The sequence below is a fragment of the Pseudomonas moorei genome (genome assembly GCF_008801475.1).
In the GTDB taxonomy this organism is placed as follows: domain Bacteria; phylum Pseudomonadota; class Gammaproteobacteria; order Pseudomonadales; family Pseudomonadaceae; genus Aquipseudomonas; species Aquipseudomonas moorei.
Genome location: NZ_VZPP01000008.1, coordinates 267,479 through 282,927 on the forward strand (window position 1 = coordinate 267,479; position 15,449 = coordinate 282,927).

Genomic DNA, 15,449 nt, shown 5'->3' on the forward strand with positions numbered 1-15,449 from the left:
TACGACATTGATCTATAGGCGCATAAGGACTATTTTTGAGTCTGTAGAGTCAAGAAGAGTATCCGACATGTCCGTCGCCGTGCAGACCCAGGGATTCGACAAAAGCCAGTGCGTGACCGGTTTGCGGGCCGCTGTCGGCATCCTGGAAAAATGGGCCGCGTCCAGCGAGCAGGCCTGCCGCATCCTGCGTATTTCCCGCAGTACCTACACTCGCGCCAAACAGCGTGACCCGGATTGGTCGGTGGCGCTGGATGCCGACCAGATGCAGCGCATCAGTTTTGTGCTCAACATCCACGCCGCGCTGCGGCTGATCTTTGATAACCCGGAAAACGTCTACGGCTTCCCGGCGATGGCCAACGACAACGAGTTCTTCAATGGCCGGACCCCGCTCGATGTGATGTCCCAGGGCGACATGATTTCGCTGTACGAGACGTTTCGGCGGATCGATGCGTTGCGGGGCGCGCAATGGTGAGGGTGGAGCAGTTGCCGGCGTTTGCCGGCGAACAACTGCAAGCCTGGCGGCTGGTCAATTCGAAGTTTCCGCCGATTGCGATATTCGATGACGTCGCCGACGCCGATGAGTTTGACGTGCTGTACCAGATCCAGGCACTGACCAATCCGCGGCTGAAAAACGAGGTGGGCCACCTTGAGTTGATACCCAGGGCGGAAATACCGTTCGGCATCCCTGGCTGTTCCTACGCGACAGCGCCCTTTACCCATGTGAATCCGGCGGGCTCGCGCTTCAGCGATGGCCGTTTTGGCGTGTTGTACCTGGCCGATTCCATCGACGCGGCGCTCGCCGAAGTGCAGCATCACCAGAGCCTGTACTGGTCGAAGGTGCACAACCTCAACTACGAGCGCTTTGTATTTCGTGGTTTGTCCTGTTCTTTCGTCGATGCGGCGATGAAAGACGCAACATCCATCCCGATGACCGATCCGCTGTATGCGCCGGACGACTACACCGATTCCCATCGCTTTGGCAGGGCCATCAAGGACGCAGGCTGTCCGGGCCTTCGCTACCATTCCGTGCGGATGCCCGGCAGTCACTGCTGGGCGCTGATGACCCCCAGGCCGGTGTTATCGATTATCCAGACCGCCCATTACGAGATGGTCTGGAACCGGCACATCACCAGCGTCAGCAAAATCAGCGAAGCCTGAACTCAGGCCTTGACCCAGCGTTGGCGGCTCCAGCTGCTCAGCGAATCGACGGCGAACACCAGCAACAACATGGCCAGAATCACCGTGCTGGCTTGCGCTTCCTGGAACAGGCTGAGGCTGACATACAGCATTTGACCCAGGCCGCCCGCACCGACGAAACCCAGCACACTGGCCATGCGGATGTTGTTCTCCCAGCGGTACAGGACGTAAGCCAGCAGTTGCGGCAGCAGGTTGGGCAGGGTGCCGTAACAGAACGCCCACAACGCGTTGCCGCCTTGCAGGCGAATCGCTTCGGCCGGTTGCGGCGGGGTGTTTTCCAGGGCTTCGGCGAACAGGCGACCGAGCACGCCGGTGGTGTGCAGCGCCAACGCCAGGGTCCCCGCGTTGGGACCGAGCCCGGCGGCCAGCACCATCAGCGCCGCCCATACCAGTTCCGGCACCGCGCGCAAGGCATTGAGCAGCAGGCGCGAAGCGCTTTTGAAGGGCCAGCCGAAGCGCCCGGCGGCGGGCAGTGCCAACAGCAGGCCGAACACCGCCGCGAGCAGGGTACCCAAGGCCGACATGGCGATGGTTTCCAGGGCGCCACGGCCGATGGCTTGTAGATGACCCGCGCTCAGGTCCGGGCTGAGAAATCGCTGCGCATAGGCGCCCATCTGTTTCAGATTGCCGCTGGCGCCCAATTCGCCGAGGTCGATGCCCAGGTAGCTGAATGAAGCGACGATGGCGACACCGATGCCAAGCAGCAGCACCAGATTGATCAGGCGATTCATGCCAGCCTCCAGCGCAGCAGGCGGCTGAGTTGATCGGCGAGCAGTACCAGCACGAGGAACGTCAGCAACAGGCTGGCGACTTCACCGCTGGCGAACATGCGCAGCGACAGGTCCATCTGCTGGCCCAGGCCACCGGCCCCGACGAACCCCATCACCACGGAGGCGCGAATCGCGCATTCCCAGCGATACACCGTGTACGACAGCAGCTCTGCCGCGACATTGGGCAAGATCCCGTAGGCAAACGCCGCGAGCCGGCCACTGCCCGCTTGCAGCAACGCGTGGGTCGGGCGCTGGTCGACCGACTCGAAAATCTCTGCATAGACCTTGCCCAACATGCCGCTGTAGGTGATGGCGATGGCCAGCACCCCGGCCGTCGGACCGAGGCCGACCGCACGCACGAACAGCAGGGCCCAGACGATTTCCGGCACGCTGCGCAGGAAGATCAATAACCCGCGCACCGGCCAGCGCAGCAGTTGTGCCCAGGGACCCGGGCGTCCGGCACGGGACGCCGCCGACAGCGACAGCGCCCGGCTGGCCAGCAGGCTGGCGGGGACGGCCAACAACAACGCCAGGGCCATGCCCGCCGTGGCGATCGCCAGTGTCTGCAAGGTCGCTTGCACCAACAGTTGAAGGAATTCTTCGCCGTGGGCCGGAGGCCAGAAGGCGGAGACGAAACGGCCTATCTCGCTTTGACTGTCACCGGCCAGCAGCACGCTCAGGTCCAGCTCGCTGAAATGGATGCCTGGCCACAACAGGGCAATCGCCAGCAGGCTGAGCAGCAGGCGGGGCAGGGCGGCGGGGTCGCGGTTGTCTCGCGTCAGCATCGGGGTATCTGCACGCTCAAGGGCGGCGGAGCAACCGGGGAGAATTGCAGTTGCTCGTTGGCGTAGAGCTTGTCGAGCAGGTCGCGGTCGACCTGGCTGGCCGGCAGGTCAAACAGGATCTGTCCGTCGCGCAAGCCGATGATCCGCGAAAAATGCGCCAACGCCAGTTCCACCGCATGCAGGCTGGCGACCAGGGTGACGTTGTGTTCGCGGGCGTGGTGGCAAAGGACCGACAGCGTGTGCTCGGCCAGCACCGGGTCCATGGCTGACACCGGCTCATCGGCCAGCAGCACCTCGGGCGCTTGATACAGCACGCGGGCAATGCCCACGCGCTGCAATTGACCACCGGACAATTGCTGGCACTGCGCGAACAACTTGTCGCTCAGGTCCAATCGGGTCAACGCCGCGCGAGCGCCCGGAATGTCCAGCGGATGCACCAGGTTCAGCAGGCTTTTGCCCAGCCCCCACTGACCGATCTTCCCGGCCAGCACCGCCGTGACCACGCGTTGGCGGGGCGGAAGCGGTGGTGCCTGATGCACCAGGCCGATCCGCGCGCGCAGGCGCTGACGCTGCCGGGCAGACAGCTGCCAGGCCCGCTCGCCCAGCACCTGCAGTTCACCGCTGCTGGGTCGCAGGGCGGTGGCCAGCAGGTTGAGCAGGCTCGACTTGCCGGCACCGGACGGGCCGATGATGGCCACCTGTTCGTTGGCGCCGATGTGCAGGTCCAGGCCCTGCAACGCATGGACACCGTTACTGTGGGTGAGGCTGACGCCATTCAAGTGCAATGTCATTTGAGCAGGTCGGCGGCGCGCGCGGCTTCCTCGATACCCTTGTAGTTCTCGGGGTTGGTTTCGATGAAGCGGCTGGCGGCTTGCAGGTCCAGAATCTCCTTGTCCGCCGGTTTCGCCGGATCGAGGGCGAGGAAGGCGGTCTTGATCTTCGCCGCGAGGGCCGGATCCAGGGTTCCGCGCACGGTCCAGTTGTAGTCGAAGTAGGCCGGGGTGGTGGCAAACACCTTGACCTTGGTGGTGTCGACCTTGCCGGCCGCCACCAGTTTTTCCCAGACGCTGGCGTTCAACACCCCGGCGTCGACCTTGCCGGCCTGGACCCAGGCCACCGTGGCGTCATGGGCGCCGGAGTAGCCGACGCGACTGAAATAGGTTTCCGGCTTGATGCCATCCTTGAGCATGAAATAGCGCGGCATCAGGCTGCCCGAGGTCGAGGACACCGAACCGAAGGCAAAGCTTTTGCCCTTGAGATCGGCCAGGGATTTGACGGCCGGGTCGGCGGTGATGAATTTGCTGGTGAACTGGGCGTCCTGTTCACGCTGTACCAATGGGATGGCATTGCCGGTTTTCAGGCGCGCCTGCACGAATGTGAAGCCTCCGAGCCAGGCCAGATCGATGCGATCGGTGGCCAGCGCCTCGACCACCGCCGGATAGTCGCTGACCGGTACGAACTCGACCTTCATCCCCAGCTGCTGCTCCAGGTAGGCGCCCAGTGGCTTGAACTTGCGCAGCAGTTCGGTCGGAGCTTCATCAGGAATCGCGCTGACTTTCAAGGTGTCGGCGGCGTGGGTCAGCAGGGTGCAAACAGACAGGGTCAAGCCGACGGCCAATGCCAGGGTACGCTTGAGCATGGAGGTTCTCCGGTGCATTTACGGAAAAATGACGATGCGCCCATTGCCAGCCAATTGCTGCCGGGCGCTTTGTGAGGGTAGACGAATCGGAACGAGAGGAGGGCGAACGTACAGAGCGATGGTCGTTCGGTCAAGGCCCGCTCCTACAGGCAATACTGTTCAGTTAAGAGATAGAGCGAGCAATCAAAAACCTGTGGCGAGGGAGCTTGCTCCCGCTGGACTGCGCAGCAGTCCCATTTTTGGGGGCGCTTCGCGCCCCAACGCGAGCAAGCTCGCTCGCCACAGATGCAGTATTCGTCCTTAACTGAACAGCATTGCGCTCCTACAGCAGACGGCCGTGGAACGCCGCGTCGAAAATTTCCGCCGCGCCGGCCCGGGTGATCGGCAGCGGGTTGCCGCCGGCCGACGGATCGACAACGGCCATGTCCGCGATCAGGCCGGCCTGTTTGTCGTCCACCCCCAGTTCAAACAGGGTGTGGGGCACGCCGATGTCCTTGCGCAATTTGAGGACGAAGGCCAGAAAGCTGTCGAAGCCCGGGGAAGGCAAGCGCAAATAAGCGGCCAGGCGGGTGATGCGTTCTTCAATGGCCGGGCGATTGAATTTCAGCACGTAGGGCATCAGGGTGGCGTTGGTCATGCCGTGGTGGGTGTCGTACAACGCACCAATCGGATGGGCGAGGGCGTGCATGCCGCCCAGGCCTTTCTGGAAGGCGGTGGCTCCCATCGCCGCGGCCGCGAGCATTTGCCCGCGCGCGTCGAGGTCCGAAGGGGTGTGCACCGCCCGCACCAGTGCGTTGGTCACCAGGCGCATGCCTTCGACCGCAATGCCATCGGCCATGGGGTGGAATCCCGGCGCACAGTACGCCTCCAGGCAGTGCGCCAAGGCATCCATGCCCGTGCCGGCGGTGACTTTGGCCGGCATGCCGACGGTCAGGGCCGGGTCGCTGATGACCACGCGGGGCATCATTTTCGGGTGGAAGATGATGCGTTTGGAGTGGCTCGCCTCGTCGATGATCACCGCCGCACGGCCCACTTCAGAGCCCGTACCCGCCGTGGTCGGCACTGCGATGACCGGGGCGATGCGGCTTTCATCAGCGCGGGTCCAGTAGTCGCCGATGTCTTCGAAATCCCAGACCGGGCGGGTCTGGCCGCTCATGAACGCAACGAGCTTGCCCATGTCCAGGCCGCTGCCGCCGCCGAAGGCGATCACCCCGTCGTGTTGGCCGGCGCGCCAGGCGTCGAGTCCGCCGGCCAGGTTGGCTTCGACCGGGTTGGGCTTGAGGTCGCAGAACAGCGCGACGCCCAGACCGGCGGCGCGCAGGGCATCGAGGGCCGCCGTGGTGATCGGGGCCCGTGCCAGGCCACTGTCGGTGACCAGTAACGGTCGCTGGATCCCCTGGCTGCGACAGACCTCGGCCAGCTCGGTGATGCGGCCGACACCGAAGCGAATGCTCGTGGGGTAATTCCAGTTTCCGGTCAGGCTCATGGCTCAGATCTCGTGGCGCAGATGGAAGGATTTGGCACGGGTCAGGTGTTCATAGCCCAGCCGCGATAAGGTCACGCCGCGCCCGCTGTTCTTCACGCCGGTCCAGGCCAGGGCCGGGTCCAGGTAATCGCAGCGATTCATGAACAGAGTGCCGGTGTCGATCTCGTCGCCCAGGCGTTCGGCGGCGGCGAGGTCCTGGGTCCATATCGAGGCGCTGAGCCCGAACTCGCTGTCGTTCATCAAGGCGAGCGCCTCGTCGTCGCCGCTCACCGGTATGATGCCGACCACCGGACCGAAGCTTTCATCGCGCATGACGGACATGTGATGGGTGACATCGACCAGCACCTGCGGCGCCAGATAAGCACTGCCCGGCACATCGATGGGGAAGGCCATCGGATCGATCAGCGCCTTGGCGCCCTGGGCCAGGGCCTCGGCGATCTGGGCGCGCACGAAGACCGCCGCGCCGGGCGTCACCAGCGGCCCGAGCGTGGTGGCCGGGTCCAGTGGATTGCCCAGCACGTACTGACGGGTCAGGTTGGCGAAGCGCTCGATAAAGGGCAGATAGATTTTTTGATCGACATAAATGCGTTCGACGGCGCAGCAGCTTTGCCCGGAATTGAAGAAGCTGCCGTCCACCAGGTTTTCTACCGCATGTTCGAGGTGGGCGTCGGCCCGCACGTAGGCCGGGTCTTTGCCGCCGAGTTCCAGGCCCATGCCGAGGAAGCGTCCCGTGGCCGCGCTTTCCATGGCCCGGCCGGCGTCCACCGACCCGGTGAAATTAACCTGTTGTACCTGTCCGCCGGCAATGATCGCGGCGGTCTGGTCATGGTCGAGCAACAGGTTCTGGAACAAACCGCGCGGCAGTTGGGCGCGATGCATGGCGGCGGCAAACCGTTCGCCCACCAGCAGGGTTTGTGAAGCGTGTTTGAGGATCACCGCGTTGCCGGCCATCAACGCCGGGATAATCGTGTTGACGGCGGTCAGGTAGGGGTAGTTCCACGGAGCAATCACCAGCACCGTGCCCAGCGGTTCACGTTTGATCAGCCGGCGAAAACCGGCGATGGGCGTGGGTTCAACCGCTGCCAGGGCCTGCGGCGCAATGGCGATCATGTAACGCGCGCGTTCCTCGAAACCCCGCAGCTCGCCCGCGCCAAAACGCACCGGACGGCCCATTTGCCAGGCCAGCTCCGGGATGATCTCGTCTTTCATGGCCAGCATCGCGTCCACCGCCGCGCTGCAAAAAGCCGCGCGCTCGCTCAGTGGCCGGCGTTTCCATTGCGCCTGGGCGACCTTGGCCGCCGCCAAGGCCTGTTCGATCTGCGGCGCCTCGGCATATTGGCGCTCGGCGTAAACCCGGCCATCCACCGGCGAAATAAGCTGAATAGTCGAAGACATGTCGGTCTCAATAGCGCTCGAAGCCGCGCTGCAATTCCCAATCGGTCACCCGCCGGTCGTACTCTTTCTGTTCCCATTCGGCGGTGTGCACGTAGTGGTCGACCACTTCATCACCGAAGGCTTCGCGCAACATGCTCGAACCCTGGAGGGCGGCACTGGCCTCGCGCAAGGTCTTGGAGACTTCGGGCAGTTGCTCGTCGAGATAGGCATCACCCTCGAAGGGTGGGGCGAGGTCGAGTTTCTCGTCGATCCCCGCCAGCCCGGCAGCGATCAACGCGGCGAAGGCCAGGTAGGGATTGAGGTCGGCGCCGCCAATGCGACATTCGATGCGGATGGATTTGCTGCCCTCGGCGCACAGGCGAAAGCCGGCGGTGCGGTTGTCGCGGCTCCACACCGCTCGGGTCGGGGCGAAGGTGCCGGCCTGAAAGCGCTTGTAGGAATTGATGTAGGGCGCGAGAAAACAGGTGATGTCGTTGGCGTATTTGAGCTGCCCGGCCACCCAGGAGCGCATCAGTTTCGACATGCCGAACTCGGCCTTGGCGTCGTAAAAAAGAGGTTTTTTGGCGTTCTTGTCCCACAGCGAATTGTGGATGTGGCTGCTGGAACCGGCGGCGTCATAGCGCCACTTGGCCATGAATGTAATCGCCTTGCCCTGCAGTTGCGCGATCTCCTTGCAGGCATGCTTGATGATGACGTGATGGTCGGCCATGGTCATGGCATCGGCATAACGGATGTTGATTTCTTCCTGGCCCGGTCCCCATTCGCCCTTGGAGTTTTCCACGGGAATGCCGGACGCCTGCAGGTGCTTGCGAATCGCCCTCAGCACCGGCTCTTCGCGGGTGGTCTGCAGGATGTTGTAGTCTTCGATGTAGTGACCCGCGGTTTTCGGCTTGTGGTAGTTGCGCTTGTGGATGGCTTCGTAACTTTCGTCGAACAGGTAGAACTCCAGCTCCGAGGCGAACATGCCGGTGTAGCCGCGCTCACGCAGACGCTCGACCTGTTTTTTCAGGATCGCCCGGGGGCTGTGCGGCAGGTCCCGTCGATGGTGATGGTCAAGCACATCGCAGAGCACCAGCGCCGTGCATTCAAGCCAGGGCACTTTGCGCAGGGTGCGCATGTCTGGCTTGAGCACAAAGTCGCCGTAGCCTTTGCTCCAGCTGGCGGCGGCATAACCGGGCACCGGCTCCATGTCGATGTCGTCGGCCAGCAGGTAATTGCAGCAGTGGGTTTCTTCATGGCCGCTGTCGATGAAAAACTCGACCTGAAAGCGCTTGCCGACCAGTCGCCCCTGCATGTCGACCATGCACACCAGGACGGTATCGATTTCGCCAGAGGCGGCAGCACGCTTGAGTTCATCAAAGCTGAGGAGAGGCTCGGTCATCACGGCAAGTCCTGCGCAAATGGTGTTGGGCCTGTCTGAGTTAGCTGTTGCAGACGCTCTCCAGAAAAACCCAAAACCTGCAGATGCGAGCATCGTGAGCAATAAGCTGCACTAAGCTTAGCCTACTGTCGCTTTTCGCAAGTTTCGCTGATCAAAGCCTTATAAATTGGCTTGAACACTGCCGGGAATGGACCCTTCGGTGCAGGCCGGCGCGGGTTCGCGAGGAGAAAAGAAATGGCAAAGAAGAACGAGCACAACACCTACCGTCACCTCAAACAGCAATACCCGCAGTACCTGGACGCCGTGGAGGCGTTGGGTGCGGCCGTGCGTGAGGCGGGGCCGCTGGAGGAGAAAGCGGTCCAGTTGATCCAGCTTGGCGCCGCGGCGGCCATCCATTCCGAAGGCGCCGTCCACAGTCATGCCCGGCGGGCCGCGCAAGCGGGAGCAACGCCGGAGGAAATCCGCCACGCGCTGATCGCATTGACCAGCACGATCGGTTTCCCTACTGTCGTGGCCGCCATCAGTTGGGCGCAAGATGTGATGGACGAGGTGGCACCCTAGTCCCAACTGCCTGGCATCGCGTTTCACCAACAGATTACGGAGTGGGTCGGGCATTGATCGAACGACGGCAATTCAGCGGAGGCATGAAGGGCAAGAACCTTCGCTATCTCAATGAGCACACAGGCGACCTGCGAACGGTTCGAACAGGATTCCTGTTGCTTGAACATTTCTCGTTGCCTGCGTTTACCCAGGCGCTGGATACCTTTGTCACGGCGAATCTGCTGCGCCCGGGGGCTTTTGCTTCGCGAACCTTTGGCCTGAACGACGGCGAAGTGGTCAGCGATCTGGGGTTGGTGATCCGGCCCGATGCCCGGCTCGACTGTGCAGAGATCAAAGCGCTGGACCTGCTGGTCATTTGCGGTGGCTATCGGACGGAACTGAAGGCCAGTGACGGGTTTGTCACCCTGCTCAGAACCGCATCGGAGCAGGGCGTCAGTCTGGCTGGCTTGTGGAACGGTGCATGGTTCCTGGGCAAGGCCGGTTTGCTCGAGGGTTACCGCTGCGCCATTCACCCCGAGCATCGCCCGGCGCTCGCGGAGTTCTGCAAGGCCACGCAGGTCAGCAGTGAGCCCTATATCATCGATCGGGACCGGCTCACGGCGTCCAGTCCTTCCGGGGCGTTCCACATGGCGCTGGACTGGATCAAAGGCCTGCACGACAAGGCGCTCGTCGAGGGCATCGAGGATATCCTGGCGTTCGAGGAGTCTCGTTACCGACGCATCAAACCCACCGAGAACATCTGTGTCAGCGCGCCATTGCGCGAGGTGGTCAAGTTGATGGATGCCAACCTCGAAGAGCCGCTGGAGCTGGAACAACTGGCGGTCTACGCGGGGCGTTCGCGACGACAACTGGAGCGTTTGTTCCGCGAACAACTGGGCACGACGCCGCAACGCTATTACATGGAGCTGCGTATCACGGAGGCGCGCCGGCTGCTGCAGCACACCGAGCTGTCCCAGGTCGATGTGCTGGTGGCCTGCGGATTCGTTTCACCCAGCCATTTCAGCAAGTGCTACAGCGCCTACTTCGGTTACCGGCCGTCGAAGGAAAAGCGCCTCGTCAAATAAAACCCGCTCCTGAATCAGCGCGAACGAGCCTGTCGAATCGGCGCCTCGATACCCGCGATTTTGCGCAACAGCGCTGTGCCGATTTCGTCATCCTCCGCGGCCAAAGCCATCAAGCCAGCCAGCCTTGAACAGACCATCCTGAGCGGTCTGTTCAAGGAGATGACCATGATTCAACTGAGCCTGATCGAAGCCCGAGAGCTGGCCGAATCGATCCTGTTGCACAACGGTTTTAATCTGGCCCATGCGCAAGCGGTGGCGGCGACGGTGATCGCCGGCGAGCGAGATGGCTGCGCCTCCCATGGCTTGTACCGGGTTCTGGGGTGTGTGAATTCCCTGCGGGCCGGCAAGGTGTCGGCCACGGCCGAGCCGCAGGTGATCGACCAGGCGCCGTCGATCGTGCGGGTGGATGCCGGGGGTGGCTTCTCGCAATTGGCGTTCCAGGCGGGGTTGCCGTTGCTGGCGCAGAAAACCCGAGCCAATGGCATTGCCGCTCTGGCGATCAACCACTGCGTGCATTTTTCCGCGCTATGGGTGGAGATCGAGCAACTGACTGCAGAGGGGCTGGTCGCGCTGGCGTGCAACCCGAGCCATGCCTGGGTAGCGCCGGCCGGGGGGCGCGTGCCGGTGTTCGGCACCAATCCCATTGCCTTTGGCTGGCCGCGTGGGGAACAGGATCCCTTTGTGTTCGACTTTGCCACCAGCGCCATCGCCCGCGGCGACATCGAACTGCACCGCCGCGCCGGCAAGGCGATCCCCGAAGGCTGGGGCGTGGACGCGCAGGGCCAGCCGACAACCGACGCCAACGTGGTGCTCGACAGCGGCGCGATGCTGACGTTTGGCGGGCACAAGGGCTCGGCGCTGGCGGCCATGGTCGAGTTGATCGCCGGGCCGTTGATCGGTGACCTGACCAGCGCCGAATCGCTGGCTTACGACGCTGGCAGCAAGTCTTCGCCGTACCATGGCGAACTCATCATCGCACTGGATCCCCGACGCTTTCTGGGCGACTCGACGCAGGAGCATCTGGCCAGGGCCGAAGCGTTGTTTCAGGGCATTGAAGGGCAGGGCGCGCGTTTGCCGTCGCAGCGCCGTTATGCGGCGCGAGCGCGCAGTGTGGTGGAGGGGGTGCAGATTCCCGAGGCCCTGTACAACGACCTGAAGGCACTCCTGACCTGATTGCAACGGCACGCCACTTGTCCCACCAGGCGCGAGCTTGTTCCGGGCGGCGCTCCGACGATAGGGGGCCATTGATTCAGTCTCTTTGTCGACTGACACGCCGCTATCGCGAGCAAGCTCGCTCCCTCAGGTTGATTGAGTTCCGTCAGTGGAGGACGCGCTACAACACGGCCTGCACTCTCGACCCTGACCGCCCACCTTGAAACCACCCAAAACCCTGGGAGCCAGTGTGTGGGCCCGGCACTAATATGATTTGCCATGGTCAATAAAGCCCGCACCGATCCTCATCGGTCGCATGGCTCGACGCCGACCGCGTTCGCCTCGGTATTTTGATCAAGGACAGTGAAAACATGCTCGCCGCCATATAATCCGCACCGCCTTCACCGGGTTCCGTGAATCGGGACTCGCGTTCGTTTGCCCCTCCATCCACATCGAAGATTTAACGCATGTACCTACGCAAAATTGCAGTTGGGCTGTCGGCCCTTGTTTTGCTCTCGTCCGGGGCACAAGCCCGCGGTCTGATGGATTTCATCAAGCTGCCCACCCAGCATCAGGAATCGACATCGCGCTCGGGGTCGATCAGCCAGGCCGCGGCCCTGGACCTTTATTCCAACAAGCAGAAGCAGGCATCGTTTGACGGCTGCGCCGATCTGTTCCCGGCGGCGAAACCGCTCAGCATGGCCACTGTGTCGGCAACGATGAAACCCCTGGCCCTGTGCTCCGACAACTTTGCGGTGCTGTACTCGCAAACCAGCAAGACGCCGCTGATCGTGGTCGAGCGCCTTAACGCCGCGCAGCTGCAGGACGCCAAAGGGGAGGAGCGCACCAATCAGTTCTATCCGGACCCACGCATTCCCAAGAGCGGGCGGGCCGAGTTGAGCGACTACCGTAGCCAGCATCCGGCGGTGGACCGTGGCCATCAATCCCCGGCCGCCGATGCACCGAACCCCAATGCAATGGCGCAGTCCTTTGCGCTGTCGAACATGGTGCCGCAAGACCCCACCAACAACCGCAAGATCTGGAGCAAGGTCGAGTCTGATGTCAGGAAGTTCGCCCAGCGAGCCAATGGTGATGTCTATGTCTTTACCGGCCCGCTCTTTGATTCAGGCCACGCCACCGTAGGCGACAACAAGGTGTGGGTACCGACCCGCCTGTTCAAGCTGGTCTACGACGCATCGTCCAAACGTGCCTGGGCCTACGTGCTGCCCAATGCCGAAACCCGTATCGAGCGGCCGATGGACTATGACGCGTTCGTCAAGAGCACCGGGCTCAACTTGCTGGGCAATCTGCCGGTCTCGGGTTCGGTAGGGCGTACCTGACGGCTGATTTGTTACCTGGTTGCGCCTCATTAATGAGATGACGAGCAGGCTGACCTGCGACGAGTACCGCGAAGAACCTTTTCTGGTTGTGGCTTCACAATCCTTGGTGTTAGCGGCAATACCGGAAAAGGCGGGTGCTCACGCGGGTCAGTGTGCCTTCATCAAAACAGCACAGTCAGCACATCAATTTGCTTGTGGGGCGTCAGAAAAATGTCCAGAAATGTTCTCCCCGTTTTTCACCTCAGGCCGGCGATTGTAGTCGAGCTTGCAGCAGGCCCTTAACTGTTCGCATTACGACGGCGTTGGCTTCTTCCATGTATCCGACCTGCTTGAGCGCCTCTTCCAGTTCCCCACGATCATGTGCTTCCAGTGCGGCCTGACCGCTGCTATGCACCTGTCGATGAGAAACCTCCATGCGCCGGAAGCCGACGTCGCGTTGCTGTCCCTGATTCTGTTCGCCGTAGTACCACTGACCGAACAGGCATTGGGTTTCATCCGGCAACGTCAGTGGCGCGTGGGGTTTTGGATTGAGCAAGCGGTCGTAAACCGTGACTTTTAGCGTCAGCTCTTGCAGGTTAGCCAGTTCTATGTCGGACAATAAGTGCGACTGATCAATCTCTCGCTGCATCTGTTGCGCTTGTCCATACATACCGGTCATGGTTTCAGCGGTCTTCTCAATGACTGCACTGAAATCATTAGAAACTTTGCTCTGCTGCGAAATGGCCTGTTTCGCCCGGCCAATTTCCTCCTGAATCGCCGAGGTTTCCTTGACGATTTCACGGGTGGCTTCAGCCGTTTTTTCCGCCAGCAAGCGCACCTCACCGGCCACCACCGCGAAGCCACGGCCGGTATCCCCCGCGCGGGCTGCCTCAATGGCGGCATTGAGTGCCAGCAGGTTTGTCTTGCGCGCAATGTCACTTATGAGGTCAACGATTCGATCGATCTCGCTGGCACGACCGACCAGATGAGTTATTACCCCTTCGAGCGCTTGGAGGCCGGCGGCCATGACCCGAGACTGGTCCTGCAAATGATCGACTTGCTCGCGGTTATCGATGGCCGCGCTGGCTACCGCTTCGGCACGCTTGTAATTGAGTTTGAGGCGCTGGTTGAGCATCGAGAACGACTCGCTGACCGGCTCCAGCGAGTTGCCACAAGTTAACAAGTGCTGTGCCAGGCCACGAAAAAAATCACGGTCGCGCAGTTCATTCGCACGGATCGCAAGTAGTCCTTCATCGACCATCGCTGGCACCGGCTCAGTTATGGGCGCGACGCTGTCTGCAAGCGCTTTTTTGCGCCAAATGAAATTCATTCCAAATCCCCCAACGACCGCGCGTCAAAAAGCAGAACCATACAAATGAACCCGATTGGATCAAAAGACCAATAGTGCGAAATGCTGGGAGACCACACGGTAGTGGCCTTTTTCCACATTGCCGTTGCCCTATACTTTTTCCGTTTCACCAGAAGCCATAAGTAAAAAGGCTGACTTCGCTTGCCTCAAACCGTGTCGATTTCTTGATAAGGAAGATTTTATGAGCAATATCGAACTTGTACCTGGTGGTAGCTTGATTGTTCCTACCGCGGAAGCGGGTCGTCAGTTAGCCGTGAAAATGGCTCGATTGACGATTAAGACCACCCAGCCTGATGACGCCGTTCGCTCGAGACTGCGGCCGGTCTATGCCGAAGATCCGGCAATGCTGCTGCAGGTGGCACAGATCGTCGCCACCGAATTTGCAGTGATCGCCGCTGCAAACAACTATTGGCGCGAAGTGCATTGATCTTTCCTCGAATGCGATTTTTGAAGTGTGTGAGGCTCCTTTGAGCCTTACGAAAAATATCTAACCAAGTCAGGGCAAGCCTTCCATTTGGGATGTTGTAGAGCCATCCATCAGTAGCAGTGGGCGACTGACCAACTAGTAGGGAGGTCAGTCGCCCATTTTTATCAAAGCGGTGCGCGGCCAATTGACGCCCCGCCGTCGACGAACAAGGTTTGCCCGGTGATAAAGCTGGCCTCTTCCGATAACAGAAAGGCAATACTCGCGGCCAGTTCATCCGGTTTCCCCAGTCGGTTCATGGGTACCATCGCCAGAAAACGCTTTTCTGCCTCGCTACCGGCAGCGGTGTTCTCGCGAAACATTTCGGTCTCCACAGGACCGGGGGCAATCGCGTTGACCGTAATGCCGGTACGTGCAAGCTCCAGGGCCCACGTGCGGGTGAAGCTTATCATCGCGCTTTTCGCCGCCGCGTAGGTGCTGCGTTCGGCGACCCCGAGCACAACGAGACTAGACAGATTGACCACTCGCCCCCAACCGCGGGCACGCATACCTGGGAGCGCCGCCTGTACGGTCTGAACCGCAGGCCGCAAGTTCAGGGCCAATGCATCTTCGAGATCGTCCAGATCAATCTCGCCCAACTTTCCAAGACGAATGAAGCCAACATTATTGACCACGCCGTCGAATGCAAAGCGTTGAGTCAGTTCCGTCAAGACTTGATCGGTGGCATGGCGATCGCTGAGGTCGACCGAAATCAGAGTGCCTGGAAAGCTCGGATCATCGGCTCGACGGGCTAGACCGACCACGTGATGGCCCGCAGCGGCCAAGCGCTCGGAGAGAGCACGTCCTATGCCTTTGCTGGCGCCGGTGATGAGAAAAGTACGTTGTTGCATGGTAAGCCTCCTTAAGG

At 61.4% G+C, this 15,449-nt stretch carries 16 protein-coding genes and 1 pseudogene; 7 read left to right on the forward strand and 10 right to left on the reverse strand.

All coding sequences use genetic code 11. The annotated features are described in order from the left end of the window. Positions 1-67: 67 nt before the first annotated feature. Both F7R06_RS17465 and F7R06_RS17470 read left to right on the forward strand, forming a co-directional pair. On the forward strand, positions 68-472 hold the full coding sequence (locus F7R06_RS17465) for an antitoxin Xre-like helix-turn-helix domain-containing protein (RefSeq protein ID WP_090323065.1): 405 nt from the start codon (positions 68-70) through the stop codon (positions 470-472). Further along, positions 466-1,158, forward strand: a complete 693-nt coding sequence (locus F7R06_RS17470) for an RES family NAD+ phosphorylase (protein ID WP_090323064.1) — start codon at positions 466-468, stop codon at positions 1,156-1,158. Before F7R06_RS17465 ends, F7R06_RS17470 begins: the two co-directional genes overlap by 7 nt. Positions 1,159-1,160: 2 nt before the next feature. On the opposite strand, the gene phnE is transcribed toward F7R06_RS17470, so the two are convergent. The 7 genes from phnE to F7R06_RS17505 form a co-directional block, all read right to left on the reverse strand. Then, positions 1,161-1,928: a phosphonate ABC transporter, permease protein PhnE gene (gene phnE, locus F7R06_RS17475; RefSeq protein ID WP_090323062.1), complete on the reverse strand. Its 768-nt coding sequence runs from the start codon at positions 1,926-1,928 to the stop codon at positions 1,161-1,163. Then, entirely contained in the window at positions 1,925-2,752 is an 828-nt protein-coding gene (locus F7R06_RS17480) for a PhnE/PtxC family ABC transporter permease (protein WP_090323060.1), read from the reverse strand. The genes phnE and F7R06_RS17480 overlap by 4 nt, the downstream gene beginning before the upstream one ends. Next, the gene (locus F7R06_RS17485; RefSeq protein WP_090323059.1) at positions 2,746-3,543 is read right to left on the reverse strand and encodes a phosphonate ABC transporter ATP-binding protein; all 798 of its coding nucleotides are present in this window, start codon (positions 3,541-3,543) and stop codon (positions 2,746-2,748) included. Before F7R06_RS17485 ends, F7R06_RS17480 begins: the two co-directional genes overlap by 7 nt. Further along, a complete protein-coding gene (locus tag F7R06_RS17490) occupies positions 3,540-4,391 on the reverse strand; it encodes a putative selenate ABC transporter substrate-binding protein (protein ID WP_090323057.1) in 852 nt (283 codons plus the stop codon). Before F7R06_RS17490 ends, F7R06_RS17485 begins: the two co-directional genes overlap by 4 nt. A gap of 322 nt (positions 4,392-4,713) precedes the next feature. Then, entirely contained in the window at positions 4,714-5,877 is a 1,164-nt protein-coding gene (locus F7R06_RS17495; RefSeq protein WP_090323056.1) for an iron-containing alcohol dehydrogenase, read from the reverse strand. 3 nt (positions 5,878-5,880) lie between these two features. Continuing rightward, complete coding sequence (locus F7R06_RS17500; RefSeq protein WP_090323054.1) at positions 5,881-7,272, reverse strand: aldehyde dehydrogenase family protein; 1,392 nt, start codon at positions 7,270-7,272, stop codon at positions 5,881-5,883. A gap of 7 nt (positions 7,273-7,279) precedes the next feature. After that, positions 7,280-8,653: a glutamine synthetase family protein gene (locus tag F7R06_RS17505; protein WP_090323053.1), complete on the reverse strand. Its 1,374-nt coding sequence runs from the start codon at positions 8,651-8,653 to the stop codon at positions 7,280-7,282. Between the two features lie 234 nt (positions 8,654-8,887). On the opposite strand from F7R06_RS17505, the gene F7R06_RS17510 reads away from it, so the two are divergent. The 4 genes from F7R06_RS17510 to F7R06_RS17525 all read left to right on the forward strand — a co-directional run bounded on the left by F7R06_RS17510 (position 8,888) and on the right by F7R06_RS17525 (position 12,770). Further along, a complete protein-coding gene (locus F7R06_RS17510) occupies positions 8,888-9,214 on the forward strand; it encodes a carboxymuconolactone decarboxylase family protein (RefSeq protein WP_090323051.1) in 327 nt (108 codons plus the stop codon). A gap of 83 nt (positions 9,215-9,297) precedes the next feature. Continuing rightward, positions 9,298-10,278, forward strand: a complete 981-nt coding sequence (locus F7R06_RS17515) for a GlxA family transcriptional regulator (RefSeq protein ID WP_090327378.1) — start codon at positions 9,298-9,300, stop codon at positions 10,276-10,278. A 165-nt stretch (positions 10,279-10,443) separates the two neighbouring features. After that, positions 10,444-11,451 carry an Ldh family oxidoreductase gene (locus F7R06_RS17520; protein ID WP_090327375.1) on the forward strand — a complete coding sequence of 336 codons (1,008 nt, stop codon included), beginning with the start codon at positions 10,444-10,446 and terminating at the stop codon, positions 11,449-11,451. Positions 11,452-11,897: 446 nt separating this feature from the next. Further along, positions 11,898-12,770: a DNA/RNA non-specific endonuclease gene (locus F7R06_RS17525; RefSeq protein WP_090323050.1), complete on the forward strand. Its 873-nt coding sequence runs from the start codon at positions 11,898-11,900 to the stop codon at positions 12,768-12,770. A 241-nt stretch (positions 12,771-13,011) separates the two neighbouring features. On the opposite strand, the gene F7R06_RS31490 is transcribed toward F7R06_RS17525, so the two are convergent. Continuing rightward, positions 13,012-13,428, reverse strand: coding sequence for a CZB domain-containing protein (locus F7R06_RS31490; protein ID WP_425530743.1), 417 nt, complete (start codon positions 13,426-13,428; stop codon positions 13,012-13,014). A gap of 6 nt (positions 13,429-13,434) precedes the next feature. Further along, positions 13,435-14,079 (reverse strand): annotated as a pseudogene (locus tag F7R06_RS31495) (methyl-accepting chemotaxis protein); the annotation flags it as partial. 220 nt (positions 14,080-14,299) lie between these two features. On the opposite strand from F7R06_RS31495, the gene F7R06_RS17535 reads away from it, so the two are divergent. After that, positions 14,300-14,545, forward strand: a complete 246-nt coding sequence (locus F7R06_RS17535) for a hexameric tyrosine-coordinated heme protein (protein ID WP_090323047.1) — start codon at positions 14,300-14,302, stop codon at positions 14,543-14,545. 164 nt (positions 14,546-14,709) lie between these two features. On the opposite strand, the gene F7R06_RS17540 is transcribed toward F7R06_RS17535, so the two are convergent. Further along, entirely contained in the window at positions 14,710-15,432 is a 723-nt protein-coding gene (locus F7R06_RS17540) for an SDR family oxidoreductase (RefSeq protein WP_090323045.1), read from the reverse strand. Between the last annotated feature and the right edge of the window lie 17 nt (positions 15,433-15,449).